The organism is Streptosporangium sp. NPDC023963 (assembly GCF_040639135.1).
GTDB lineage: Bacteria > Actinomycetota > Actinomycetes > Streptosporangiales > Streptosporangiaceae > Streptosporangium.
In genome coordinates this window covers 578,933-603,935 of record NZ_JBEZZK010000001.1, presented here as the reverse complement: position 1 = coordinate 603,935, position 25,003 = coordinate 578,933, and the positions used below count along the sequence as shown (strand labels likewise).

Here is a 25,003-nt window from a genome sequence, read left to right as displayed (position 1 = left end):
GAGTACGGGGTTCCCGCTTATGGTCGGGAAGTGTGAATCATGTCGTGGTGGTTGGGGCCGGCCTCGCCGGTGTGCGCAGCGTCGAGGCGTTACGGGCCCGTGGGTTCGGCGGCGAGATCACCCTGATCGGAGAGGAACGGCACCGGCCCTACGACCGCCCGCCCCTGTCCAAGGGGGTGCTGCTCGGCGAGACCGACTCCACGGTCGTCGACTCCGACCTCGACGCGCTCGAGGTCGACTTCCGCGCGGGCGTCTCCGCCAAGGGGCTCCACCCCGGCGTGGTCGAGACCACCGAGGGCGAGCTGGCCTACGACGGCCTGGTCGTCGCCACCGGCGCCCGCCCGATCAGGCTGCGCGGGGACGGCCCCCAGCACGTGGTGCGCACCATCGACGACGCGCTCCGGCTGCGTTCACTGCTCGGCGAGGGAACCAGGGTCGCCGTCATCGGCGCGGGCTGGATCGGCGCCGAGGTGGCCACCGCCGCCCGCAGGGCCGGCTGCGCCGTGACCGTCGTCGAGGCCGCCGGCACCCCGCTGGCCACCGCGCTCGGCCAGGCCGGCGCGTACACCGCCCCCTGGTACGCCGAGGCGGGCGTCGACCTGCGCCTGGGCACGATGGTCGCCTCCGTCGACCACGGAGGGCTCACCCTGGCCGACGGCTCGGCGGTCGAGGCCGACGTGGTCGTCACCGGAGTGGGCGTGCGGCCCGCGACCGAGTGGCTGGCCGGGTCCGGCATCAGGCTCGACAACGGCGTGGTCACCGACGAGCACCTGCGCACCTCGCTGCCCGGCGTGGTCGCGGTGGGCGACTGCGCGGCCTGGTGGTCGCGCCGCTACGGCCTCCGCCTCCGCGTCGAGCACTGGGACACCGCCCTGGGCGCCCCGGACGTCGCGGCGGCCACCCTCGTCGGCGACGCCGCGGTCTACGACCCGGTCCCCTACTTCTGGTCCGAGCAGTTCGGCCACATGGTCCAGTACGCGGGCCACCACGACGGCGCCCGCCTCGTCCTGCGCGGCGACCCGGCGGCCGAGGGAAAACCCAGGTGGGCGATCTGCTGGGTGACCGAGGACGACCGGCTCACCGCGGTGCTCTCCGTCAACCGCCCCCGCGACCTCGTCCAGGGACGCCGCCTCATCGAGGGCGGGCAGCGCCTCGACGTCGATCGCCTCACCGACCCTGCGGTAGCGTTGCGCGATTGTACGGTGGCGTAACCTCGCCGCCAGGTGTTTGGCGAAGGGCTCGATGTGGTAGTGGTGGATTCGTGACGCTTTCTGTTGCGCAGATCGACCGGGAAACCGACCAGCTGGTGGGCGAGTGGCTCACCCTGACCGAGGTGGCCAGAAGGCTCAACCTGAGCGCCGGTCGCGCCAAGCAACTTCTCAAGGACCGCAAGCTCATCGGAGTGCGCAGGGGCGGTGGCGAGCCACAGGTCCCCGCCGCGTTCCTCGCCGACGGAGACGTCGTCAAGGGCCTCCCCGGCACCCTCACGGTGCTCCTGGACGCCGGATACGACGACGTCGAGTCCCTTCGCTGGCTCTTCACCCCCGACGACACGCTTCCGGGATCGCCGGTCGACGCGATCCTGGCGGGCCGCCACACCGAGGTGAAGAGACGTGCCCAGGCCCTCGGTTTCTGACGCCCGCCTGTATCTCTGTACGGACGGACGCCGGGACCGGGGAGACCTCGCGGACTTCCTCGACGCCGCCCTCGCGGGCGGGGTCGACATCGTGCAACTGCGCGAGAAGGGCCTTGAGGCGCGCGAGGAGCTCGACCTCCTCGCCGTCTTCCGCGAGGCCTGCGACCGGCACGGCACTCTCCTGGCCGTGAACGACAGGGCCGACATCGCCTACGCGATCCGTCCCGACGTGCTCCACCTCGGCCAGGACGATCTGCCGGTGCGGGTCGCGCGCGACATGCTCGGCGACGACATCCTCATCGGGCGTTCCACTCACGCCCCCGAGGAGGCGTCCGCCGCGGCCGTCGAGCCCGGTGTCGACTACTTCTGCTGCGGCCCGATCTGGCCGACGCCCACCAAGCCCGGCAGGTTCGCCCCGGGCCCCGGCCTGCTCAGGCACGCCGCGGCCCTGGAGACCGACCGGCCCTGGTTCGGCATCGGCGGCATCGACCTCGCCAACCTCGACGAGGTGATGTCGTACGGCGTGCGCCGGGTCGTGGTCGTGCGTGCGATCACCGAGGCCGACGACCCCAAGGCGGCGGCCGAGGAGTTCAAGCGGAGGCTGGCCGCCCCCGCCTGAGGTCCCTTCGCCCGGCGAGGACCACGTCCCCCGCCGGGCGGACCGGCCTGCCCGCGAGCGTCTTCGTGGACCGGCCTGCCCGCGAACCTCTTCGCGGGCCGGCCTGCCCGCGAACCCGCCGCAGGCCGGCCGGGTGCGCGTCCGGCCGGGTATGCGTCCGGCGCGCGGTCAGGTCCGCCGGGAGGTGGCGGCCACCGCGAGGTCGGCCAGGGCCGCGCGGGCCTCGGGAAGGATCGGGGCGCCCTCCAGCGAGCCGAGGGCGTTCTCCAGATACCCCTTGATCAGGTCCTCGCACGCCACGAGGGCCCCCGTCTCCTCGATGATCCGGCGCAGCCGGTCGACCCCTGCCTCGTCCAGGCCGGGGTCGCCCAGCGTGGTGCGCACCACCTGGGCCTGCGACTCCGAGGCCGCGGCCAGCGTGCGGGCGATGAGCATGGTCCGCTTGCCCTCGCGGAGATCGTCGCCGGCCGGTTTGCCGGTCTCGTCGGGGTCGCCGAACACGCCGAGGATGTCGTCGCGCAGCTGGAAGGCGATGCCCACGGACTGCCCGTACTCCTCGCAGAGCCGGTCGATCCACGGCTCCCTGCCCCGGGCGGCCAGCACCAGGCCGAGCCGGAGCGGCTGCTCCACGGAGTACTTGCCGCTCTTGAAGAGGGCGACCCGCAGCGCGCTGTCGAAGGTGCCCTCGCCGTGCGCCTGCTCCAGCAGATCGAAGTACTGCCCGCACATCAGCTCGGTGCGCATGTCGTCGTGGACCTTCTGCGCCGCCGCCAGCGAGGCGGCCGGCAGGCCGCTGTTGCGCCACATCTCACCGGACCAGATGAGCATCAGGTTGCCCAGCAGGATGGCCGCCCCCTCGCCGAACTGCTCGGCCGAGCCGTGCCAGCCCGCCTTCCTGTGCAGCTCCTCGAACCTGCGGTGCGCCGAGGGCATGCCCCGGCGCAGGTCGCTGGCGTCCATCACGTCGTCGTGCACCAGGGCGCTGGCCTGGAGCAGCTCCAGCGAGGCCGCGGCGGCGAAGAGCGCGGGATCGTCACCTCCGCCCGCGCCACGCCAGCCCCAGTAGCAGAAGGCGGGTCGCAGCCGTTTGCCGCCCGCGAGGAAGTCCTCGGCCGCCGAGATGAGCGGGGCCAGCTCCGGAGCGCTGACCTGCGGGCGCTGCCGTTCGACGAATCGCCGAAGGGAGCGGTCCACCTCGGACCGGATCGTGTCCAGCGCGGCTGCAGAAGTGATCATCGAATACCTCCAGTGTGGAGACCCTGGGCTTCAGCTCTGGGGGGGAAACGCGGTACGTTGCCGTGCGTAGCGGCAGCGTGACCAGCGGTGATGACGCACCGACCACCGTACGCATGATCGACAAGATCCTCTCCGCCGGTCCGGCGGAGAGGTGGAGCGCCTGTGGAGCCGATGTAAGGCACGACACCTCCGGGTTCCTTGCGACTGGCGATGAGGCAGGAAACCCAATCTATGAAAATCGGAATCCCCCGCCTTCGACGGCGGGAGGAGGTCAGGTAATGAGATTAACGGTCCAAGAGGACATTTCGATCTAGAGGGGCGGTTGATTTGCGCGATAATTGACACAAGGCTGTTCTGCGGGTGGCGGAGATGATCTGATCGGGCACCCGAGCGGCCGGGCAAGTATCCTTGCCCCATGGCTCTGGGTCGCGCATCTGTCCTCCCCGATCGTGTCGCCACCGTCCGCGAGCTCCTCGCCGCCGGTGCCCGCTCGTTCTCCTTCGAGTTCTCCCCCCCGAAGACCGACGAGGGAGAGCGGCAGCTCTGGCGCGCCGTCCGCGAGCTGGAGTCGCTGCACCCCACCTTCGTGTCCGTCACCTACGGCGCGGGCGGCAGCACCCGCGACCGCACCGTCGACATCGTCGAGCGGCTCGCCCACGAGACCACGCTCACCCCGGTGGCCCACTTCACCGCCGTCAACCACTCCGTCCGCGAGCTGCGCCACCTGATCGGCCGCTTCGCGGGGGCGGGCGTGCGCAACATCCTCGCCGTGCGGGGCGACCCGCCCGGCGACGTGACGGGCGAGTGGGTGCGCCACCCCGAGGGCGTCCAGTACGCCGAGGAGCTCGTCCGGCTCATCCGCCAGTCCGGCGACTTCTGCGTGGGCGTGGCCGCCTTCCCGTACAAGCACCCCAGGTCGAGTTCGATCGAGTCCGACACCGAGTACTTCGTGCGCAAGTGCCGCGCGGGCGCCGACTACGCGATCACCCAGATGTTCTTCCGCGCCGAGGACTACCTGCGGTTGCGCGACCGGGTGGCGGCCAGCGGCTGTGACACGCCGATCATCCCCGGGATCATGCCCGTCACGCAGATGAGCACCATCGCCAGGTCCGAGCAGCTCTCCGGCGCGCCGTTCCCGCCGGAGGTGGCCGAGAGGTTCGCGGCCGTCGCCGACGATCCGGCCGCCGTGCGCAGCCTCGGCATCGAGCACGCGGCCGAGCTCTGCCAGACCCTGCTCGACGAGGGGGCGCCCGGCATCCACTTCATCACCTTCAACCGCTCCAGCGCGACCCGCGAGGTCTTCCAGGCCCTCGACCACACGCCGAAGGCCGCCCCGCTGCCGGTCTGACGCCGTCGCGCCCCCGCCGCCCCCCGCTCCCGCCGGGGGCACGGCAGCCGGTGGGCGGTCCCCGTCCGGCCGGGCCCCGGTCACCGGGGACCGCCGCGGAGCCGCCCGGCGCGCCCGGCCCGGCCGGGCCGGGCGGCCCGGTTCCCCGGGAGGGGTACGCCGGTGCGGGGCGTCCCGGGAGGGCGGCGTCCCGGCGGGGACCCGTAGCGTCGATCTTGACTTGCTCGGACTTCAGCCCACCCAGGGGCGGCGTCCCGGCGGGGACCCGTAGCTCCGGCCGGTGGCTCAGCCGCCCAGCGGCAGGGTGGTCCCGAGGATCGCGTAGCGCTCGTGCCCGCCGGGGAAGACGAACTGCGTGAGCAGGTCCACGAAGCCGATGTTCCGGTAGAGGTGCCGGGCCGGGGTGGGCCGGTCGCGGGTCGACAGCACGGCGGTGCGCTCCAGGCGGCCCGCGCACATGCCCGTGATCATCGCCCGGCCGATGCCCTTCCCCTGGTAGTCGGGGTGGACGTGGATCTCGGCGAGCTCCAGCGCGTCGCCCAGCCAGCCGCGGGCGCCGCCCTCGCCGTGTTTCTCCACGAGGGCCCGCCTGACCACGTCGTGCCACCACTGGCCGGGAACCCCGTGGAAGCCGTAGGCGATGCCCACCGGTGTGCCGTCGGCCAGCTCGGCGAACAGGCAGGTGAAGGCGGGATGGGTGGCGTGGTTTCCCATGATGAGCCTGCGGCCGGCGATCTGGTCGGCGGGCGGGTTCATCGCCTCGGTGTAGACGTGGAGGACCGCGTCCAGCCGGAGCCTGAACTCGTCGGGTCCGATCCGTCGCAGTCCGATCACGCGTCGCACCCTAGCAGTGCGGACGTGGCGCGGGTCGGCACGAGACGCGGGTGCGCGCCTGGTGGGTGCGGCCTCAGGCGCCGTGGAAGGTCGTCATTCGACCTCGACGGGGACCCCGCCGGTGATGCGGACGAGCTCCTCGAAGGAGGTCGGGAAAACGGTGTGCGGATGGCCGGCGGCGGCCCAGACGACCTCGTGCTTGCCGAGCCAGGTGTCGACCAGGGTCCTGACCGGCGCGGGGTGGCCGATCGGGGCGACGCCGCCGATGACCTGACCGGTGGCCGCCCGCACGAAGGCGGGGTCGGCACGCCGCACCTTCGCCGCGCCCGCCGTCCTGGCGATCAGGTCGGTGTCGACCCGGTGGGCTCCGCTGGTCAGCACCAGGAGCGGCTCGCCGTCGGCGTCGAATATCAGGCTGTTGGCGATGGCGCCGACCTCGCAGCCGAGCTGCGCGGCCGCGGTGGCGGCGGTCGGGGTGGCCTCCGCGAAGACGACGATCTCGCCGGGGACGCCGTGCTCGCGCAGGACGGCGGCGACCTTCTCGATGTTCGGATGCAACTTTTCTGGCACGCGGCCACTCTAAACAGATTGACCGTTGATTGCCGCTTTATAACCGGCGGCCTGCACGGGGAACCCGTGCGCTATGGTCCCTTGACCTGATCCATAGTGATATGAGGAGTTGATTGAAAGTGGGGGTTGGACAGCGGCAGGGAGTGGCCGCGCTGATGACGGCGGGGGCCGTGCTCCTCTCTTCCGCGGGCGTCACCCTTTTCGCGGGCGCCGCCGCGGCCCAGACCTCGGCTTCCCCGGCGGTCTCGGCCGTGGCGGCGACGGGGGCGAGCCCGTTCGTCGCGCCGGGCAAGACGCTCAAGCTCGGCGCGAAGGGCGCCACGGTGAAGGTGCTCCAGACCCGGCTGGCCGAGCTCGGCTACGCCCCGGGCAGGATCGACGGCCGCTACGGCGGGGCGACCCTGGCGGCGGTCTGGGCCTTCCAGAAGGTCAACGGCGTCACGCCGACCAGCACCGTGGCGCGCAGGACCTGGGCCGCCCTGGAGGCCCCGCGGGCGCCGAAGGTGCTCGTGCCCAGCGGGAAGCCGACCCGGGTGGAGGTCAACCTCGCCAAGCAGGTGATGGTCCTCTACGTCGGCGGTGTGGCGAAACTGGTCAGCCACATCTCCTCCGGCAGCGGGATCGCCTACTGCGAGACGGCCACCTGGGAGGGCAGGGCCCAGCGGTTCTGCGGCGACGCCCGCACGCCGACGGGCGACTACAAGACCACCTGGCGCAGGGACGGCTGGCACAAGTCCTACCTGGGCCAGCTCTACAACCCGATCTTCTTCAACGGGGGCATCGCCTTCCACGGCGCGCTGTCGGTGCCGCTGGCGCCCGCCTCCCACGGCTGCGTACGGCTGCCGATGCACGTGGCGGAGGTCCTTCCCGGCCTGCTCGGTACGGGAGTGCCGGTGCACGTCCGGGGCAGGTTCGTCCGGTAGGGCGGCGGAACGGGCGGTCCGGCGGGCGTGACCCCGCCGGTCGTGAACCGGGGCCCCGGGAGATGGTGATCTCCCGGGGCCCTTTCGCGTGCCCGCGCGCACCGATCTCCCGGGTCCGCAGGTGCCCTCACACACCCGAAGATCGAACTTTTGTTCGCCGTTTTACTTGACAGTGTTAGTGATCGAATTTATGTTCGATGTGATGACACGGGGCTCGCGGCTCGTGTCCAAGGGCGGCCGATCCGGTCCACGTCGTCGGCGGAGACGATCGGGCCAGGTCAGGACGGGCGGGGAGAGGGGAAGCTCCTCGTCCGGCCGTCCGGTGGATTTGTCGGTGGGGTCTGCGAGTGTGATACCGCCGGCGAAAACGCCGGAGCCGCTCGCGACCAAGGAGGCTGAAGCACTATGACCCCTCGGCTCGGCGATTCCGGTGGGCCCCGGTTGTCCCCCACGGTGCGGGCACACCTTTCAGACGCGCGCGACTGCCTCGAAGAGGCCGCCGCCGCCCGGACTTCCGCCGCGCGTTACGTCGCGGCCCATCTCGCCGCGCTCAGGGCGGCCGCTGCCGTCCTGGCGGCCCGTCCCCGTCCCATGGAGGGCCGCAGGAGGCGCAGGCTGCGCAGCGCCTGGGAGATGCTGCCCGAGGCCGAGCCCCGCCTGGCCGAGTGGGCACCCTACTTCGAGACGAGCGCGGCCAAGCGGGCCGCCGCCGAGGCGGGCCTGACCCGCACGGTGTCCTCGCGGGACGCCGAGGAGCTCATCTCCGAGGCGGAGCGTTTCGTCACCGCCGTGGAGAAGCTGCTCGGCGTGCCGAGCCAGCCCATGCTCCCCGGCCGGGTCCCCCTGGCCGGTTAGAGCACCGGATCCCCCTAGCCGGTTGGAGCCGGAGCGGCCTCCCACCAGGGGTCGCCGCCCGGGCTCACCGGCGCCGTCCCCGTACGTCTCCGTGCCCGCCGGTCCCCCCGGACGGCACGAGGACGTACGGGGACGTTTTTCGTGCCCCCGTCCCGTCGTGCCGCTCGCCTGTCGTGCTGCCTGTCCGTCGTGCCGCTCGCCTGTCGTGCCGCTCGTCCCGTGGCGCCGCCCGTCCCGGGCCGCCCCCGGGCCGCCCCCGGGCCGTCCTCGCTCCGTCCGTTCTCACGCCGCCGTCGTGGAGTTCTGGCGGGCGGCGCGGTGACGTAGCAGGAGCATGGCGGCGTCGTCGCTCAGCGGCCTGCCCACGTGGTCGAGCAGGTCGGCGCGGAGGGCGTCCAGCGAGCCCTGGGGGTCGTCGCCGTCCAGCAGGTGCGCCCGCTCCAGCAGGGGGTAGAACTCGCCGACCCCGTCGCGCGCCTCGATGACCCCGTCGGTGTAGAAGAGCACCTGGTCGCCCGGCTCGAACGGGATGTGGTGCGGCTGCGGCTCGCTGGCCTTGAGGGCGCTCATGCCCAGCGGGAGCGCCTCGTCCGGCGGGTCGGCGAACCAGATCCCGCCCTCGGCGTCGAGCACCATGGGCGCCGGATGGCCGCAGTTGATGACGGTGATGGTGGAACCGCCGCTGATCTCGGCCAGCACGGCGGTCACGAACTGCTCGCCGGACAGCTCGCGGGTCAGGGCGTTCTCCAGACGCGCCACGACGCCCTGGAGCGTCCTCTCGTCGTGGGCCGCCTCCCGGAAGGCCCCGAGCACCACGGCGGCCGTCTCCACGGCCTCCAGGCCCTTGCCCTGGACGTCCCCCACGATGATCCGCACCCCGTGCGGGGTGGTGACGACCTCGTACAGGTCGCCGCCGATCCTGGCCTCCGCCGTGGCGGAGGTGTACGAGACGGCCACGCCGATGCCCGGTCCCGCGCGGCGGGGCACCGGGCGCAGCAGCACCCGCTGGGCGGCCTCGGCCACCGAGCGCACGTCGGCGAGCTGGTGTTCGTGGCGCAGCCGCCCGGCGCTGGCCAGCACGCTGGCCATGGTGACGCCGAGGATGGCGAGGAGGGTGATGTCGGTGCGGGGCATCCAGAGGATGTCGTTGTAGGCGCCGAGCGCGAAGCACAGCACCAGGGCGACGACGCCGACCACCGTGGTGCGGGCCAGGCCGCACGCCACGCTGGCGAAGGCCGGGCCGAGGGCGAGCAGCGGCAGGAGGCCGGACGTGGGGCCCGAGCCGAAGTCGATCAGGGCCACCACGGCCATGACGACGAACGGCAGGAGTTTCAGGGTGTCCTGGGTCTTGGTGGTGCCTATCGAGGTCAGCAGCCGCAGGAACGCACGCGTCTTGGTCGACCCCAGCGACGTCATGACGGCGCGGAGACGGTTTTTCCGGCTTGATCGAGAGTGATCGAGCCGATCATCTCCCGAGGCCATGTCCACCACATCTCGCTAAACGCATGTTTGCCTTTTCCTACCACAGTGGCGGTCAGCCCGGGGCGGGACGAAGGGCACGTTCTGCTGAGAGCAGGAATCTCTGCGGGGTGGGCACGCCGGTTCCGGCGCACCCACGACCGGTCAGGGGTCGTCAGAAGGACTCGACGGCTCGGCGCGCCTCCGGGTCCAGGACACCCCAGCTGATGAGCTCCTCGGTGAGTTCGCTGGGGGACTTGTCGTAGATCACGGCGAGGGAGCGGAGGTCCTCCTGGCGGATGGACAGCACCTTGCCGTTGTAGTCGCCACGCTGGCTCTGGATGGTGGCCGCGTAACGGGCGAGCGCGCCCGCCTTCTCCTTGGGGAGCTGGGCGAGACGCTCAAGGTCGATCACAAGCTTCGGTGTCGGGCCCAGGGGGCTCGGAGCGGCCCCTCCCGGCAGCAACTCCGAGACCGGCACTCCGTAGAAATCAGCCAGTTCGGCAAGCTTCTGCACGGTGACGGCACGGTCGCCACGCTCGTAGGAGCCGACGACGACCGCCTTCCAGCGCCCGCGGGACTTCTCTTCCACTCCGTGCAGGGACAGGCCCTGCTGGGTGCGGATGGCGCGGAGTCGTGCACCCAGCGACTTGGCGTACTCAGACGGCATGGTGTGGCCCCCCGGCTCTGTTATGTAGTGCTCTCAACATGATTGTGCTACCTCGCAACTTATGCCCCGTTCACCGGGTTGGTGCCCGGGGTAGGCACCTTCGGTGACCGATGCGTCAGGGTTCACCCGATAACGCCACGAGGTGTGGTTACGGACAGTGACGGTAAAGCTGTGGGCGCCTAAGGTCAAGCTGATTGGAAAAAAGATGTCGAATCCGGTCCGGTGGGGTCCGCCTCAAACGCCGCACTTGTCCTACCTCACATCACGAAACCTTCGATTTTTCCGGCACTTTCGCATGATTCCCGGCTCTTCTCCGGGATTCGGGGCGACGTCGTCCCCGGGCGTGGCGACGGGCGTATGATCTTGAAAGACGCGGCGGCGGGCGATACCCGGTGCGACGGTCCCGGTCACCGGGCGCCCCGGTCGAGACGCGAGTGGCGGTACCCGTAGAGGAAGTAGGCGAGCAGGCCGGCCGCCATCCAGATCCCGAAGGCCAGCCAGGTGACGCCGGCCAGGCCGGCCATCACGACGAGGCACAGGATCACGCCGAGGATCGGCGTGACCGGGAAGAACGGTGTCCTGAAGCCGCGGGGCAGGTCGGGGCGGGTGCGGCGCAGGACGAGCACACCGGTGTTGACGATCGCGAAGGCGAACAGGGTGCCGATGCTGGTGGCCTCGGCGAGCCGGCCCAGCGGGACGAACCCGGCGAGCACGGAGACGAAGGCGGCCACGATGAGGGTGTTGGCGACCGGTACCCGGCGGCGCGGGCTCACCCTCTCGAAGATCTTCGGAATCAGGCCGTCGCGCGCCATGGCGAACAGGATGCGGGTCTGGCCGTACAGCACGGTCAGGACCACGCTGGCGATGGCGATGGCCGCGCCGAAGGAGATGACGACACCGGGCCAGGTGGCGCCCACGGCCCGCTTCGCGATCAGGGCCAGGCCCGCCTCGGTGCTCTCCGGGTCGAAGTCCTGCCACGGCATGGCGCCGACGGCGGCCAGCGCCACCAGGACGTAGACGAGTGTGACGACGCCGAGGGACAGCATGATCGCCAGAGGGAGGTCGCGCCTGGGGTTCCTGGCCTCCTCTCCGGCGGTGGAGGCCGCGTCGAAGCCGATGTAGGAGAAGAACACCTGCGAGGCGGCGGCGGTGATGCCGGCGATCCCCATCGGGGCGAACGGCGCCAGGTTGCCCGCGTCGAACGCGGTGAACGCCACGACGCAGAAGAACGCCAGCACCGCGATCTTGACGAGCACGAAGGCCGCGTTGGCGCCCGCGCTCTCCGAGGCGCCGCGCAGCAGCAGCCAGGTGGCGAGCAGGACGATCAGGATCGCGGTCAGGTTGACCACGCCGCCCCGGTCGCCGGGGGAGTGGACGACGGCCGCCGGGAACGTCCAGCCGAACAGGTCCCGGAGGAAGGCGTTGAGGTACTCGCCCCAGCCGACCGCCACGGCCGCCACGGAGACGGCGTACTCCAGCATCAGGCACCAGCCGCACACCCACGCCACCAGTTCGCCCAGGGTGGCGTACGCGTACGAGTACGACGACCCGGAGACGGGGATCGTGCCGGCCAGCTCCGCGTACGACAGCGCGGAGAACAGGGCGGTGACCGCGGCCAGCAGGAAGGCGACGGGCACCGCGGGGCCCGCCTCGGGCACGGCCTGGCCGAGGATCACGAAGATGCCGGTGCCGAGGGTGGCGCCGACGCTGAACAGGGTCAGCTGCCACAGGGTCATGCTCCTGCGCAGCTCGCCGCCCTCGCCGTGGCCGCCCTCGGCGACGATCTCCTCGGCGGGCTTGGTACGGAGAAGCCGGCGAGCCGGTGAGGCCATCCGTTCCTCCCCTCCGCCGAGGTCAGATGCCGTCGCGTTCGAGCGGGCAGCTCATGCAGCGCGGGCCGCCCCGGCCGCGGCCGAGCTCGCTGCCCCGGATCGTGATGACCTCGATCCCGTTCTCACGCAGGTGGTTGTTGGTGGTGGTGTTGCGCTCGTAGGCCACCACCACGCCGGGACGCAGGGCCAGCACGTTGCAGCCGTCGTCCCACTGCTCCCGCTCGGAGGCGTACACGTCCTGCGTCGCGCTGAGGACCTTGATGTCGTCCAGCCCGATCGCCCGCGCGATGGCCCGGTGCATGTCCTCGGGGGGATGGTCGGTGATCTTGAGCTCCTTCTCGTTGTCGCCGGGCTCGACGGTGTAGGAGGGCAGCATGCCCAGCCCCGCGAACTTGGTGAAGACGCCGACGTCCACGTTGGTCATGACCGTGTCCAGGTGCATGAAGGCCCGCGCCTTCGGCATGTCCAGCGCGACGATTTTCGTCGCCGCCCCCCGCTTGAACAGGCTGCGCGCGAGCATCTCGACGGCCTGGGGCTGCGTGCGCTCGCTGATCCCCACCAGCACCGCGCCGCGGCCGATGACGAGCACGTCGCCGCCCTCGATGGTGGCGGGCGCCATGGGGATGCCCGGCAGCCAGACGTTGTAGCCGCCCTCGTCCGGCCGGTCGTAGCCGGGCGCGAAGGCCGGGTGGTAGCGGTAGATCGCCTCCATGTTGACGGTCTCGCGGCGGCGGGCCTTCTTCCTCATCGCGTTGATCGAGACGCCGTCGTAGATCCAGCAGGAGGTGTCGCGGGTGAACAGGTGGTTGGGCAGCGGGGGCAGGACGAAGTCGTCCGGCTCGAGCGTGTGGAAGGCGAGGCTCTTGGGGTCGGTGCCCATCTCCACCATCTCGCGCTTGGTGATGCCGCCGGTGAGATAGCGCTGGAGCACGATGGAGTCCATCGAGTCCAGCGCGTTGCGGATGGCGTCGACGGCCATCGGGCCGAAGTAGCGCTCGTCGGCGACGCCGTCCAGGATGTGCTTGCGCGCCTCGGGGATCTCGACCGTCTCGCGGAGCAGGTCGGAGAGCATGTAGACGGTGACGCCCTGGTCGACCAGGAGCTTCTGCCACTCCTCGTGCTCCTCCACGGCGCGCTGCACCCACAGCACGTCGTCGAAGAGGAAGTCGTCCTTGTTCGACGGCGTGAGCCGTTTCAGGGCGAGTTCCGGCCGGTGCAGCAGGACCTGGTGGAGCCGGCCGACCTCGGAGTCGACGTGAAAGGCCATTTCTCTTCCTTCGCGGCTGGTGGCGGGATCGGCCGGTGACGGGGCCCTCGGAGGCCGCCGGACCGGCTGTGCCCGGGGTGTGATCGTCGTGCTCCGCCTCGGTGCGGATGTAAAGCGCATACCCGGAAGAACCAACGGGAAGTCAGCGAAGATCGGGATATTTATTCTCTTTTGAGAAGATTGCTGGGCCGGATCTTCGGTGTTCGCGGAGCGGACCCCCTGTTCGGGCGAGTCTTCACCCGGCTGGTACCGTGAAGGCGTTGACTTCCTTTAAGACCCGTCCCGTGAGGCGGGAAAGGCGGTGTTTCTCCTTGGCCGAGGCCATTTCGCGTTCGCTCCCGCATGCGCAGGGCAACGCCCGCGCCGTGCTTGAGGGGCCCGACATCAACCGGGCCCTCATCCGCATCTCCCACGAGATCCTCGAGCGCACCAAGGGCGGCGAGAACGTCCTTCTCCTGGGCATCCCCACCCGCGGCGTCCACCTGGCCCGCCGCCTGGCCGCCCACATCAAGCAGTTCGAGGACCGCACGGTGCCCGTCGGCTCCCTCGACGTCACGATGTACCGCGACGACCTCCGGCTGCGTCCCGCCCGCGCGCTGGGCCGCACCGAGCTGCCCGCCGACGGCATCGACGGCAGGGTGGTCGTCCTCGTCGACGACGTCCTCTACTCGGGCCGCACCGTCCGCGCCGCCCTCGACGCGCTCAACGACCTGGGCCGCCCGCAGGCCGTGCAGCTCGCCACCCTGGTCGACCGGGGGCACCGCGAGCTGCCCATCCGCCCCGACTACGTGGGCAAGAACCTGCCGACGTCGAAGTCCGAGAGCGTCAAGGTCTACCTGGAGGAGAACGACGGCCGCGACGCGGTCCTGCTGCTGAAGGAGGAGGACCGGTGAAGCGGCACCTGATCTCCGCGGCCGACCTGACCCGCGACGACGCCCTGCTCATCCTGGACACCGCCGACGAGCTGGCGAAGATCTCGGAACGTTCCATCAAGAAGCTGCCCACCCTGCGGGGCCGCACGGTGGTGAACCTCTTCTTCGAGGACTCCACCCGGACCAGGATCTCCTTCGAGGCCGCCGCCAAGCGCCTTTCGGCCGACGTCATCAACTTCTCCGCCAAGGGCTCCAGCGTCTCCAAGGGCGAGTCGCTCAAGGACACCGCGCTCACCCTGGAGGCGATGGGCGCCGACGCCGTCGTGATCCGCCACGGCGCCTCGGGCGCGCCGCACCGGCTGGCCGGCTGGGTGCGCGGCAGCGTCGTCAACGCCGGCGACGGCACCCACGAGCACCCCACCCAGGCCCTGCTCGACGCCTTCACCATGCGCCGCCGCCTGGGCCCGCTGGACGGCAGGAAGATCACCATCGTCGGTGACGTGCTGCACAGCCGGGTGGCCCGCTCCAACGTGCTGCTGCTGGCCACGCTCGGCGCCGAGGTGACCCTGGTCGCCCCGCCGACCCTGTTCCCGGTCCAGGTCGACTCCTGGCCGTGCGAGGTCTCGTACGACCTCGACGCGGTGCTGCCCAAGTCCGACGTGGTGATGATGCTGCGCGTGCAGCGCGAGCGCATGAACGCGGCGTTCTTCCCCACCGAGCGGGAGTACAGCCGCCGTTACGGGCTCGACCGCGACCGCGTCGCCAAGATGCCCGACCACGCCATCGTGATGCACCCCGGCCCGATGAACCGGGGCATGGAGATCGCAGCCGAGGTGGCCGACTCGCCGCGCTCGACGATCGTCGAGCAGGTCGCCAACGGTGTGACCGCACGCATGGCCGTCCTTTATCTGCTGCTCGGCGGCGCCGACCTCGGGGGAGAGATCTGATGAACGACCGCATCGGGGCCACGCGTGACGGCATCGTCATCAGGGGCGCCAGGATCCTCGGCGGTGAGCCGGCCGACATCCTGATCCGCGACGGCCTCCTGGTGGAGATCGGCCAGGGGCTGACCGGCGGCGAGGTCGTCGAGGCCGAGGGGCTGATCGCCCTGCCGGGCCTGGTCGACCTGCACACCCACCTGCGCGAGCCGGGCCGCGAGGACGCCGAGACCGTCGACACCGGCACCCGCGCCGCCGCCCTCGGCGGCTACACCGCCGTGCACGCCATGGCCAACACCGAGCCGGTCGCCGACACCGCGGGCGTCGTCGAGCAGGTCTGGCGCCTGGGCCAGGAGGCGGGCCACTGCGACGTGCAGCCCGTCGGCGCCGTCACCGTCGGCCTGGGCGGCGAGCGCCTGGCCGAGCTCGGCGCGATGGCCGACTCCGCCGCGCGGGTCCGGGTCTTCTCCGACGACGGCAAGTGCGTCTCCGACGCGGTGCTCATGCGCCGCGCCCTGGAGTACGTCAAGGCGTTCGACGGCGTCGTCGCCCAGCACGCCCAGGAGCCGCGCCTGACCGCGGGCGCGCAGATGAACGAGGGCGCGGTCTCCGGCAGGCTGGGCCTGACCGGATGGCCGGCGGTCGCCGAGGAGGCGATCATCGCCCGCGACTGCCTGCTCGCCGCCCACGTCGGCTCGCGCCTGCACATCTGCCACGTCTCCACGGCCGGTTCCGTGGAGATCATCCGCTGGGCCAAGTCCAAGGGCTGGGACGTCACCGCCGAGGTGACCCCGCACCACCTGCTCCTCACCGACGACCTGGTCGAGGACTCCCCGGTCGGCTCCTACAACCCGATCTACAAGGTGAACCCGCCGCTGCGCACCCGCGCGGACGTCGAGGCGCTGCGCGAGGCCCTGGCCGACGGCACGATCGACTGCGTGGCCACCGACCACGCCCCGCACCCGGTCGAGGACAAGGAGACCGAGTGGGCCGCCGCGGCCATGGGCATGATCGGCCTGGAGACGGCGCTGGCCGTGGTCCAGGAGGCGATGGTCGACACGGGGCTGCTCGACTGGGCCGGCGTCGCCGAGCGCATGTCCGTCGCCCCGGCCAGGATCGGCAGGCTCCAGGGGCACGGGCGGGCCATCGAGGCCGGGGCCCCGGCCAACATCACCCTCTACGACCCGTCGGTGCGTGCCGCGGTCGACCCGGCGGGCTACGCTTCCAAGAGCCGCAACACGCCCTACGAGGGCCTGACCCTGCCCGGCCGCGTCGTGGCGACCTTCCTGCGCGGCAGGCCGACCGTCCTGGACGGAAAGCTCACGTGAGGGCTCCCGTCCGCCCTGCCCGGGCGACCGCCGCGACCTTCGTGGCGAGCGCCTTCCGCCCTCCCTCCCCGGGACACGGGGGCCTCCCTTCCACCCCGGGGCGCCGAGGTGCCCCGCTCGGCGGGGGAATGGCGACCCACTATGCCGGATATTTCATACTTTGCGGAGCTGTAACCGAGATGATCGGGGTGTGTGAGTGACCGCAGTGCTAGTGCTGGAAGACGGCCGCGTCTTCCGCGGGACCCCTTACGGCGCCGAGGGCGAGACCTTCGGCGAGATGGTCTTCAACACCGGGATGACCGGCTACCAGGAGACGCTGACCGACCCGTCGTACCACCGCCAGATCGTCGCGATGACCGCGCCCCACATCGGGAACACCGGGGTCAACGACGAGGATCCGGAGTCGTCGCGGGTGTGGGTGGCCGGATACGTGGTCCGCGAGCCCGCCCGGACGGCCTCCAGCTGGCGTTCCAACCGTTCCCTGGACGACTACCTCAAGGAGCAGGGCGTCGTCGGCATCGCCATCACCGGCACCCGCGCCCTCACCCGCCACCTGCGGGAGCGGGGGGCGATGCGGGCCGGGGTCTTCTCCGGCAAGGCTCTGGCGCCGGTCGAGGAGCTGCTGGAGCGGGTGCTGGGCAGCCCCGCGATGGAGGGCGCCGACCTGGCCGGGGCGGTCTCCACCCCCAAGCCGTACGTCGTGCCCGCGATCGGTCCCAGGCGGTTCACCGTGGCCGCCGTCGACCTCGGCATCAAGGCGATGACGCCGCACCGGATGGCCGAGCGCGGCTGCGAGGTGCACGTGCTGCCCGCGTCCGTGACCGCCGAGGAGATCCTCGCGCTCGGTCCCGACGGGGTGTTCTTCTCCAACGGTCCCGGCGACCCCGCCACCGCCGACGGCCCGGTCGAGGCGCTTCGCGGCGTCCTCGACGCGGGCGTCCCGTTCTTCGGCATCTGCTTCGGCAACCAGCTCTTCGGGCGGGCGCTGGGGCTGGGCACCTACAAGCTGCGCTACGGCCACCGGGGCGTCAACCAGCCGGTTCAGCACCGGGGCACCGGCAAGGTGGAGATCTCCGCGCACAACCACGGCTTCGCCGTACGGGCGCCGCTGGAGGGCGCGTTCGACACGCCGTACGGACCGGCGGAGGTCAGCCACGTCAACCTCAACGACGACTGCGTCGAGGGGCTGCGGCTGCTGGACCGCCCGGCCTTCAGCGTCCAGTACCACCCCGAGGCCGCGGCGGGCCCGCACGACTCGGCCGGCCTGTTCGACGACTTCTGCGCGTTGATGGCGGGCGAGCGGGGAACGGTCAGCGAGGTGAGCGCTAACACCGGCGCGACCATGAGCACGGAGGGAAGCAAGGGTGCCTAAGCGCACGGACATCCAGTCGATCATGGTGATCGGCTCAGGGCCGATCGTGATCGGCCAGGCCTGCGAGTTCGACTACTCGGGCACCCAGGCCTGCCGCGTGCTGCGCGCCGAGGGCTTCCGCGTGATCCTCGTCAACAGCAACCCGGCGACGATCATGACCGACCCCGAGTTCGCCGACGCCACCTACGTCGAGCCCATCACCCCCGACATCGTCGAGAAGATCATCGCCAAGGAGCGGCCCGACGCGCTGCTGCCCACCCTGGGCGGGCAGACCGCGCTGAACACCGCGATCTCCCTGTACGAGGCCGGGGTCCTGGAGCGCTACGACGTCGAGCTGATCGGCGCCGACGTCGACGCCATCCAGGCGGGCGAGAACCGCGAGCTGTTCAAGGGCATCGTGGCCAAGGTCGCCGCCGAGCGCGGCCTCAACGCCGAGTCGGCGCGCTCGTTCGTCTGCCACACCATGGACGAGTGCCTGGCCGCCGCCGGCGAGCTGGGCTACCCGCTGGTGGTGCGGCCCTCCTTCACCATGGGCGGGGTCGGCTCGGGCTTCGCGCACGACGAGGAGGGGCTGCGCCGCATCGCCGGGGCGGGCCTCGACGCCTCGCCGACCACCGAGGTGCTCCTGGAGGAGTCCATCCTCGGCTGGAAGGAGTACGAGCTGGAGGTCATGCGCGACCGGGCCGACAACGTGGTGATCGTCTGCTCGATCGAGAACATCGACCCGATGGGCGTGCACACCGGCGACAGCGTCACCGTGGCCCCCGCCCTGACGCTCACCGACCGCGAGTACCAGAACATGCGCGACGTGGCCATCGCGGTCATCCGCGAGGTCGGCGTCGACACCGGCGGCTGCAACATCCAGTTCGCCGTCGACCCGCGCACCGGCCGCATGGTCGTCATCGAGATGAACCCCCGCGTCTCACGCTCCTCGGCGCTCGCCTCGAAGGCCACCGGCTTCCCGATCGCGAAGATCGCCGCCAAGCTGGCCATCGGCTACACCCTGGACGAGATCCCCAACGACATCACCAAGGAGACCCCGGCGTCGTTCGAGCCCTCGCTCGACTACATCGTGGTCAAGGTGCCGAGGTTCGCGTTCGAGAAGTTCGCCGGGGCCGACCAGACCCTCACCACCCACATGAAGTCCGTGGGCGAGGCGATGGCGATCGGCAGGTCCTTCCCCGAGGCCCTGCAGAAGGCGCTGCGCTCGCTGGAGAAGAAGGGCGCCTCCTTCACCTGGGCGGGGGAGCCGGGCGCCAAGGACGAGCTCCTGGCCGCCTGCCGGGTCCCGCACGACGGGCGCCTGTTCACCATGCAGCAGGCGATCCGCGCCGGGGCCACGATCGAGGAGCTGTCCGAGGCCACCTCCGTCGACCCCTGGTTCCTCGACCAGCTCATCGAGATCGACGAGGTGGCCGCCGAGCTGCGCGACGCGCCGCAGCTGACCGCCGAGGTGCTGACCCGGGTCAAGCGGTACGGCTTCAGCGACGCGCAGATCGCCGAGCTGCGCGACATGACCGAGCCGCGGGTGCGCGACCTGCGCCACGCGCTCGGCGTCCGCCCGGTCTACAACACGGTCGACACCTGCGCCGCCGAGTTCGCCGCCCAGACCCCCTACCTGTACTCCACCTACGACGAGGAGACCGAGGTCCCCTACGGGGAGCGCCCCAAGGTCCTCATCCTCGGCTCGGGGCCCAACAGGATCGGCCAGGGCATCGAGTTCGACTACGCGTGCGTGCACGCCTCCTTCGAGTTGTCGGCCGCCGGGTACGAGACCGTCATGGTCAACTGCAACCCCGAGACGGTCTCCACCGACTACGACACCTCCGACCGCCTCTACTTCGAGCCGCTCACCCTGGAGGACGTCCTGGAGGTCGTCCACGCCGAGCAGCAGACCGGTCCCGTGGTGGGCGTGATCGTCCAGCTCGGCGGCCAGACCCCGCTCGGCCTGGCCCAGTCGCTCAAGGACGCCGGGGTCCCGATCGTCGGCACCTCGCCCGAGTCGATCCACCTCGCCGAGGAGCGCGGCGCGTTCGGCAGGGTCCTCGCCGAGGCGGGCCTGCCGGCGCCCAAGCACGGCGTCGCGGTGACGGAGGACGAGGCGCTGGCCATCGCCGCCGAGATCGGCTACCCGGTGCTGGTGCGGCCCTCCTACGTGCTGGGCGGCGCCGGGATGGCCATCGTCTACGACGACGACACCCTGGCCGCCTACATGGCCAAGGCGGGCGCGGCCAGCGACCACCCGGTGCTGGTGGACAAGTTCCTCGACGAGGCCGTGGAGATCGACGTCGACGCCCTGTTCGACGGCGAGGAGCTCTACCTCGGCGGCGTGATGGAGCACATCGAGGAGGCCGGCATCCACTCCGGCGACTCGGCGTGCTCGCTGCCCCCGATGACGCTGGGCGGCTACGACATCAAGCGCATCCGCGCCGCCACCGAGGCCATCGCCAGGGGAGTGGGCGTGCGCGGCCTGCTCAACGTGCAGTACGCCATGTCGGCCAACATCCTGTACGTGCTGGAGGCCAACCCGCGCGCCAGCCGTACGGTCCCGTTCGTCTCCAAGGCCACGGCGGTGCCGCTGGCCAAGGCGGCGGCCAGGGTGATGATGGGCGCCACGGTGGCCGGGCTGCGCGCCGAGGGCCTGCTGCCCGCCACCGGCGACGGCGGCACCATGCCGCTGGACGCGCCCATCGCGGTCAAGGAGGCCGTGCTGCCGTTCAACCGCTTCCGCGGCGTGGACATCGTGCTCAGCCCCGAGATGCGCTCCACCGGCGAGGTCATGGGGATCGACGAGTTCTTCGGCACCGCCTACGCCAAGTCGCAGGCCGCCGCGTACGGCTCGCTGCCCACCAAGGGGCGGGCGTTCGTCTCGGTGGCCAACCGCGACAAACGCGCGATGATCTTCCCGGTGAAGGCCCTCGCCGACCTCGGGTTCGAGATCCTCGCCACCGAGGGCACCGCCGAAGTACTGCGCCGCAACGGCGTCCATGCCAAGATCGTGCGCAAGCACAGCGAGGGGACCGGCCCCGAGGGCGAGCAGACCATCGTCCGGCGCATCCTGGACGGGGAGGTGGACCTCATCGTCAACACCCCCTTCGGCAGTCCCGGCCAGTCGGGGCCGCGCCTGGACGGCTACGAGATCCGCACCGCCGCCGTGCTGCGCGCCATCCCCTGCATCACCACCGTCCAGGGACTCGCCGCGGCCGTACAGGGCATCCAGGCGATCGTCCGCGGCGACATCGGCGTACGGTCCCTCCAGGAGCACGCGAAGCGTTTGCGGAGCGGCTGAGGAGCGGGGCCGGTGCCTTAGCGGAGGTGAGGGAGACGCCTGTTACTCCGGTACAGGTGACCGGCACGGTGCTGACGACGCGCCGCGTCGACGCCTACCATGCGCTGACCGTGGTGGCGCCCGGCATCGCCGAGCGCTTCCGCCCCGGCCACTTCGTCGGGGTGGCCGTCGGCGGGGCGCGGACGTCGATGCTGACGCGCCGCGCCTTCTTCGTCCACGACGTCAAGCCCGACTACGGAGGCACGGTCGAGTTCGTCTTCTCCGTACGGGGTCCCGGCACGGCCTGGCTGGCCGAACGCCGCGCCCGCGACACCCTCGACCTGGTGGGCCCGCTCGGCCGCCCGTTCCCGCTGCCCAGGGACCCGGTGACCTGCGTCCTGGTCGGCGCCGAGCACGGCTCGGCGACGCTGTTCACCGTGGCCGACGCCCTCCAGGGGCGCGGCTGCCGTGTCGACTTCGTCCTCGGCGCGGTCTCCGCCGACCGGGTGTTCGGCGCCCTGCGCGCCAGGAGGATGGGGGAGACCACCACGCTGACCACCGAGGACGGTTCCCTGGGCATGCGCGGCAAGGTGACCGACGTGCTGCCCGGGGTGATCGCCGACGTGCGGGCCGACGCCGTCTACGCCTGCGGCCCGATGCCGACGCTGCGCGGCGTCACCGCGGTGGCGGTCGAGTTCGACATCCCCGTCCAGGTGGCCGTCGAGGAGGGGATGGCGTGCGGGATCGGCGTGTGCATGACGTGCGTGCTCCCGGTCATCGGCGACGACGGTGTAACCCGGATGGTGCGCTCGTGCGTCGAAGGACCGGTCTTCAGGGGCGAGCGCGTCCGCTTCGACGACGTCGGGACGATCCCGTTCGACGCGCTGGGAGCGCCCGGTGGGGGAACGCGGAATGCCGGTTGACATGCGGACGTACCTGGGGCACGTGGAGCTGGTCAACCCCGTCACCACGGCCGCCGGGTGCGCGGCCTCGGGCTCGGAGCTGGCCCAGTTCTTCGACCTCGCCAGGATCGGCGCGCTGACCACCCGGTCGATCACGATGGCCCCCAGGGCGGGCCGGCCGACCCCCAGGATGGCCGAGACGCCCTCGGGCATGCTCAACGCCGTCGGGCTCCAGGGGCCGGGCGTGGACGCCTTCCTGGAGCGCGAGCTGCCCTGGCTGGCCCAGCGGGGCGTGCGGACCGTGGTGTCCATCGGCGGCGGCACCGTGGCCGAGTACACCGCGCTGGCCCGCAGGCTCACCGACGCGCCCGGGGTCACCGCGGTGGAGGTCAACCTGTCCTGCCCCAACATCGAGGACCGGGGCCGGGTCTTCGCCCGCGACGGCGCGGCCTCCGCCGAGGTGATCGCCTCGGTGCGCTCGGTCATGCGCTACGACGTGCCCGTGGTGGCCAAGCTCTCCCCGGACGTCGTGGACATCGTGAGCGTCGCCCGCGCGTGCGTGGACGGCGGCGCCGACGCGCTCTCGATGATCAACAACCCGCTCGGCATGAGCATCGACACCGAGGCCATGCGCCCCGCGCTCGCGGCCGTCACCGGCGGCCTGTCGGGACCGGCCATCCGGCCGCTGGCCGTACGCTGCGTGTGGCAGGTCCACGCGGCCCTGCCCAGCGTGCCCATCATCGGCATGGGCGGCGTGCTGACCGGCAGGGACGCCTTCGAGCTCATCCTCGCCGGCGCCTGCGTCGTCGCCGTGGGGACGGCGCTGTTCCACGACCCCTACGCCTGCCTGCGCATCCTCCGCGAGCTGGAGGAGCTTCTGGCGGCCCGGGGGTTCCACCGGCTGGCCGACGCCGTCGGACTGGCCCACCGCCCGCCGGGGGCGTCCTCCCGGCATCGGATAGATCTTGAGGAGAGTTCCCTGTGAGGCCCGCACCCATCGCCGTCGCCCTGGACGCGCCAGACCTCGAGACCGCGGCCCACTGGGCGAGCCTGGTGACCCCGCACGTCACCACCGTCAAGGTCGGGCTGGAACTCTATCTCCGCTACGGCCCCGACGTGATCGCCTCCGTCCGCGGGGCGAGCGGGGTGCGGATCTTCCTGGACCTGAAGCTCCACGACATCCCCAACACCGTCGCGGGCGCCGCCAGGGCCGTGGCCCGCCTCAAGCCCGCCATCCTGACCGTGCACGCCGCCGGCGGCCCCGCGATGATCCGCGCGGCCGTGGAGGCCATGCCCAACACCCAGATCGCGGCGGTGACGTTGCTCACCTCGCTCTCGGAGGCCGACCTGGACCAGATGGGCGTCAACGGCCCCTCGCAGGACGCGGTGCGCCGCCTGTCGGCGCTGGCCGTCGCCGCGGGTGCCCAGGCCCTCGTCTGCTCGCCGCGCGAGGTCGCCGCGGTGCGCGCCGAGGTCGGGCCCGACATCACCCTCATCACCCCCGGCGTCCGTCCCGTCGGCGCCGCGAGCCAGGACCAGGCAAGAGTAGCGACTCCCGAGCAGGCGCTGGCCGACGGGGCCGACCTTCTCGTGATCGGCCGCCCGATCACCGGCTCCGCCGATCCCGGCGCGACGGCCGCGGGCATCGCCGCCGCCCTCCGGCGCGTCTCCGCCGCCTCGGGGCAGGGTGCGTGACGGGGTCCGGAGACCGCCGGGCGTCGCGGGTGGGGTAACGCCGGGAACCACCCGGTTTCGCGTGTGAGGGGACGTCGGAGACCGCTGTGCGTCGCGGGTGGGACAACCCCTGAAAACTCGGCGTTGAGAGCAGTTTCGTCGACGTAGAGCAACACGGCGAGCACGGAAAGTCACGAAGTAGATTTTCTAGGGGGATAAAGTGGCCTTGACGTTGCTTGAAGCGCCATGACCAGCTAGTTTCCCTTCCCGTCCGAGTACATCGACAGGAAATTCGAGGTGACCCGGCGTGGCTCTTCCTCCCCTTACCCCTGAGCAGCGCGCCGCAGCCCTAGAGAAGGCTGCCAAGGCCCGCCGAGAGCGTGCCGAGGTGAAGAACCGCCTGAAGCACGGTGCGGTCTCTCTGGCTGAGGTGCTCAAAGACGGGCAGGCCGACGACGTCATCGGCAAGATGAAGGTTTCGGCCCTTCTCGAGTCGCTTCCCGGCGTGGGCAAGGTCCGCGCCAAGCAGCTCATGGAGCGGCTTGGAATCGCAGAGTCCCGCCGCGTGCGGGGCCTGGGTACGAACCAGCGAGCTTCGCTCGAGCGTGAGTTCGGCGGGGCCGAGGGCTAGTCTCGGTTCATACGACCACGCTCGCCCCGCATGGGGGACGGCATCACGGGGGGTTTGGAGTGACCGGAACGTCGTGGTCCGACGAGAGTCGGACTCCGGAGGCAACCGCCGAGGGCGGGGCCGGTCGCTTCACATCCCCAGCCGGAGGTCCGGAGGGGGCGCCAGCCTTCCCCGGCCTCTCGGCCGGTAAGCGCCTGACGGTCCTGTCCGGGCCGTCGGGCGTCGGCAAGTCCACGGTCGTCGCCGAGCTTCGGCGGGCACACCCGGAGGTGTGGCTGTCGGTCTCGGTGACCACCAGGAAACCCCGTCCGGGGGAGACCCACGGGGTCGAGTACTTCTTCGCCGACGACGAGGAGTTCGACCGCCTCGCCGCCTCGGGCGAGCTGCTGGAGTGGGCCGAGTTCGCCGGCAACCGGTACGGAACCCCGCGCGGCCCCGTGCTCGAGAAGCTCGACGCCGGGGTGCCCACGCTGCTGGAGATCGACCTCCAGGGCGCCAGGCAGGTCCGCGCGACCATGCCCGAGGCGCTGCTGGTCTTCCTGGCCCCCCCGACCTGGGGAGAGCTGGAGAAGCGGCTGCGCGGCCGGGGCACCGAGCCCGAGGACGTCATCGCCCGCCGCCTGGCGGCCGGCCGGATCGAGATGGCGGCCGAGCAGGAGTTCGACCTGACACTCGTCAACACGTCCGTCCAGGACGTATGCCATCGGCTGATAGCCTTGTTGGCTGATGCTCCCGAGGATTCGCGCCTCGGACGTTCACCTAGCTAGGGG

Annotated in this window: 23 protein-coding genes; 16 read left to right on the top strand and 7 right to left on the bottom strand. The window is 71.4% G+C overall.

The genetic code is table 11. The features are described from left to right. The first annotated feature begins 32 nt into the window (after positions 1-32). Genes AB0F88_RS02495 through thiE form a run of 3 tightly spaced genes read left to right on the top strand, consistent with a single transcriptional unit; the run spans position 33 to position 2,255 of the window. Positions 33-1,211, top strand: a complete 1,179-nt coding sequence (locus AB0F88_RS02495; protein ID WP_362676526.1) for an FAD-dependent oxidoreductase — start codon at positions 33-35, stop codon at positions 1,209-1,211. Positions 1,212-1,261: 50 nt separating this feature from the next. Continuing rightward, positions 1,262-1,636 carry an Rv2175c family DNA-binding protein gene (locus AB0F88_RS02490; protein WP_362676524.1) on the top strand — a complete coding sequence of 125 codons (375 nt, stop codon included), beginning with the start codon at positions 1,262-1,264 and terminating at the stop codon, positions 1,634-1,636. Further along, positions 1,614-2,255, top strand: coding sequence for a thiamine phosphate synthase (gene thiE / locus AB0F88_RS02485; RefSeq protein ID WP_362676522.1), 642 nt, complete (start codon positions 1,614-1,616; stop codon positions 2,253-2,255). The genes AB0F88_RS02490 and thiE overlap by 23 nt, the downstream gene beginning before the upstream one ends. Before the next feature lie 168 nt (positions 2,256-2,423). On the opposite strand, the gene AB0F88_RS02480 is transcribed toward thiE, so the two are convergent. Beyond that, positions 2,424-3,491: a polyprenyl synthetase family protein gene (locus AB0F88_RS02480; RefSeq protein WP_362676520.1), complete on the bottom strand. Its 1,068-nt coding sequence runs from the start codon at positions 3,489-3,491 to the stop codon at positions 2,424-2,426. A 415-nt stretch (positions 3,492-3,906) separates the two neighbouring features. Here AB0F88_RS02480 and metF point away from each other — a divergent pair, with 415 nt between their 5' ends. Continuing rightward, entirely contained in the window at positions 3,907-4,839 is a 933-nt protein-coding gene (gene metF, locus AB0F88_RS02475) for a methylenetetrahydrofolate reductase [NAD(P)H] (RefSeq protein WP_362676518.1), read from the top strand. 285 nt (positions 4,840-5,124) lie between these two features. Here metF and AB0F88_RS02470 read toward each other — a convergent pair whose 3' ends face one another. Beyond that, a complete protein-coding gene (locus tag AB0F88_RS02470) occupies positions 5,125-5,673 on the bottom strand; it encodes a GNAT family N-acetyltransferase (RefSeq protein ID WP_362676516.1) in 549 nt (182 codons plus the stop codon). A 93-nt stretch (positions 5,674-5,766) separates the two neighbouring features. Further along, entirely contained in the window at positions 5,767-6,243 is a 477-nt protein-coding gene (locus AB0F88_RS02465) for a YbaK/EbsC family protein (protein WP_362676514.1), read from the bottom strand. Between the two features lie 119 nt (positions 6,244-6,362). On the opposite strand from AB0F88_RS02465, the gene AB0F88_RS02460 reads away from it, so the two are divergent. Further along, positions 6,363-7,166, top strand: a complete 804-nt coding sequence (locus tag AB0F88_RS02460; RefSeq protein ID WP_362676512.1) for a L,D-transpeptidase family protein — start codon at positions 6,363-6,365, stop codon at positions 7,164-7,166. Between the two features lie 405 nt (positions 7,167-7,571). After that, the gene (locus tag AB0F88_RS02455) at positions 7,572-8,021 is read left to right on the top strand and encodes an SAV_6107 family HEPN domain-containing protein (protein ID WP_362676510.1); all 450 of its coding nucleotides are present in this window, start codon (positions 7,572-7,574) and stop codon (positions 8,019-8,021) included. 282 nt (positions 8,022-8,303) lie between these two features. Here AB0F88_RS02455 and AB0F88_RS02450 read toward each other — a convergent pair whose 3' ends face one another. The 4 genes from AB0F88_RS02450 to AB0F88_RS02435 all read right to left on the bottom strand — a co-directional run bounded on the left by AB0F88_RS02450 (position 8,304) and on the right by AB0F88_RS02435 (position 13,248). Continuing rightward, the gene (locus AB0F88_RS02450) at positions 8,304-9,437 is read right to left on the bottom strand and encodes a PP2C family protein-serine/threonine phosphatase (protein ID WP_362676508.1); all 1,134 of its coding nucleotides are present in this window, start codon (positions 9,435-9,437) and stop codon (positions 8,304-8,306) included. Positions 9,438-9,654: 217 nt separating this feature from the next. Next, positions 9,655-10,149 carry a transcriptional regulator gene (locus tag AB0F88_RS02445; RefSeq protein ID WP_329424589.1) on the bottom strand — a complete coding sequence of 165 codons (495 nt, stop codon included), beginning with the start codon at positions 10,147-10,149 and terminating at the stop codon, positions 9,655-9,657. A gap of 407 nt (positions 10,150-10,556) precedes the next feature. After that, positions 10,557-11,981 (bottom strand): amino acid permease, encoded by a 1,425-nt coding sequence (locus AB0F88_RS02440; protein ID WP_362676506.1) that lies wholly within the window; start codon positions 11,979-11,981, stop codon positions 10,557-10,559. A gap of 22 nt (positions 11,982-12,003) precedes the next feature. After that, the gene (locus tag AB0F88_RS02435; protein WP_362676504.1) at positions 12,004-13,248 is read right to left on the bottom strand and encodes an arginine deiminase; all 1,245 of its coding nucleotides are present in this window, start codon (positions 13,246-13,248) and stop codon (positions 12,004-12,006) included. Between the two features lie 311 nt (positions 13,249-13,559). Between AB0F88_RS02435 and pyrR the strand changes: the two genes are divergently transcribed. The 10 genes from pyrR (at position 13,560) to gmk (ending at position 25,000) form a co-directional block, all read left to right on the top strand. Further along, complete coding sequence (gene pyrR / locus AB0F88_RS02430; protein ID WP_362676502.1) at positions 13,560-14,141, top strand: bifunctional pyr operon transcriptional regulator/uracil phosphoribosyltransferase PyrR; 582 nt, start codon at positions 13,560-13,562, stop codon at positions 14,139-14,141. Beyond that, the gene (locus AB0F88_RS02425; protein WP_344749604.1) at positions 14,138-15,067 is read left to right on the top strand and encodes an aspartate carbamoyltransferase catalytic subunit; all 930 of its coding nucleotides are present in this window, start codon (positions 14,138-14,140) and stop codon (positions 15,065-15,067) included. Before pyrR ends, AB0F88_RS02425 begins: the two co-directional genes overlap by 4 nt. Next, positions 15,067-16,386 (top strand): dihydroorotase, encoded by a 1,320-nt coding sequence (locus tag AB0F88_RS02420; protein ID WP_362676499.1) that lies wholly within the window; start codon positions 15,067-15,069, stop codon positions 16,384-16,386. Before AB0F88_RS02425 ends, AB0F88_RS02420 begins: the two co-directional genes overlap by 1 nt. A gap of 196 nt (positions 16,387-16,582) precedes the next feature. Continuing rightward, a complete protein-coding gene (gene carA / locus AB0F88_RS02415; RefSeq protein WP_362676497.1) occupies positions 16,583-17,758 on the top strand; it encodes a glutamine-hydrolyzing carbamoyl-phosphate synthase small subunit in 1,176 nt (391 codons plus the stop codon). Next, positions 17,751-21,047, top strand: a complete 3,297-nt coding sequence (gene carB / locus AB0F88_RS02410; RefSeq protein ID WP_362676495.1) for a carbamoyl-phosphate synthase large subunit — start codon at positions 17,751-17,753, stop codon at positions 21,045-21,047. Before carA ends, carB begins: the two co-directional genes overlap by 8 nt. Positions 21,048-21,103: 56 nt before the next feature. Then, positions 21,104-21,949, top strand: a complete 846-nt coding sequence (locus tag AB0F88_RS02405; RefSeq protein ID WP_362676493.1) for a dihydroorotate dehydrogenase electron transfer subunit — start codon at positions 21,104-21,106, stop codon at positions 21,947-21,949. Continuing rightward, complete coding sequence (locus tag AB0F88_RS02400) at positions 21,939-22,913, top strand: dihydroorotate dehydrogenase (RefSeq protein WP_344749601.1); 975 nt, start codon at positions 21,939-21,941, stop codon at positions 22,911-22,913. The genes AB0F88_RS02405 and AB0F88_RS02400 overlap by 11 nt, the downstream gene beginning before the upstream one ends. After that, entirely contained in the window at positions 22,910-23,623 is a 714-nt protein-coding gene (gene pyrF, locus AB0F88_RS02395) for an orotidine-5'-phosphate decarboxylase (protein WP_362676490.1), read from the top strand. Before AB0F88_RS02400 ends, pyrF begins: the two co-directional genes overlap by 4 nt. Before the next feature lie 286 nt (positions 23,624-23,909). After that, positions 23,910-24,233, top strand: coding sequence for an integration host factor, actinobacterial type (gene mihF / locus AB0F88_RS02390; RefSeq protein WP_362676488.1), 324 nt, complete (start codon positions 23,910-23,912; stop codon positions 24,231-24,233). Between the two features lie 194 nt (positions 24,234-24,427). Continuing rightward, complete coding sequence (gmk, locus tag AB0F88_RS02385) at positions 24,428-25,000, top strand: guanylate kinase (protein ID WP_362677916.1); 573 nt, start codon at positions 24,428-24,430, stop codon at positions 24,998-25,000. Positions 25,001-25,003 lie beyond the last annotated feature (3 nt).

What these genes read in the sequence shown, in the direction of transcription:
- AB0F88_RS02480 (WP_362676520.1), bottom strand. Translation starts at nt 3,491, where the DNA reads ATGATCACTTCTGCAGCCGCGCTGGACACGATCCGGTCCGAGGTGGAC.
- metF (WP_362676518.1), top strand. Translation starts at nt 3,907, where the DNA reads ATGGCTCTGGGTCGCGCATCTGTCCTCCCCGATCGTGTCGCCACCGTC.
- AB0F88_RS02455 (WP_362676510.1), top strand. Translation starts at nt 7,572, where the DNA reads ATGACCCCTCGGCTCGGCGATTCCGGTGGGCCCCGGTTGTCCCCCACG.
- AB0F88_RS02450 (WP_362676508.1), bottom strand. Translation starts at nt 9,437, where the DNA reads ATGACGTCGCTGGGGTCGACCAAGACGCGTGCGTTCCTGCGGCTGCTG.
- AB0F88_RS02445 (WP_329424589.1), bottom strand. Translation starts at nt 10,149, where the DNA reads ATGCCGTCTGAGTACGCCAAGTCGCTGGGTGCACGACTCCGCGCCATC.
- AB0F88_RS02440 (WP_362676506.1), bottom strand. Translation starts at nt 11,981, where the DNA reads ATGGCCTCACCGGCTCGCCGGCTTCTCCGTACCAAGCCCGCCGAGGAG.
- AB0F88_RS02435 (WP_362676504.1), bottom strand. Translation starts at nt 13,248, where the DNA reads ATGGCCTTTCACGTCGACTCCGAGGTCGGCCGGCTCCACCAGGTCCTG.
- AB0F88_RS02420 (WP_362676499.1), top strand. Translation starts at nt 15,067, where the DNA reads ATGAACGACCGCATCGGGGCCACGCGTGACGGCATCGTCATCAGGGGC.
- AB0F88_RS02400 (WP_344749601.1), top strand. Translation starts at nt 21,939, where the DNA reads ATGCCGGTTGACATGCGGACGTACCTGGGGCACGTGGAGCTGGTCAAC.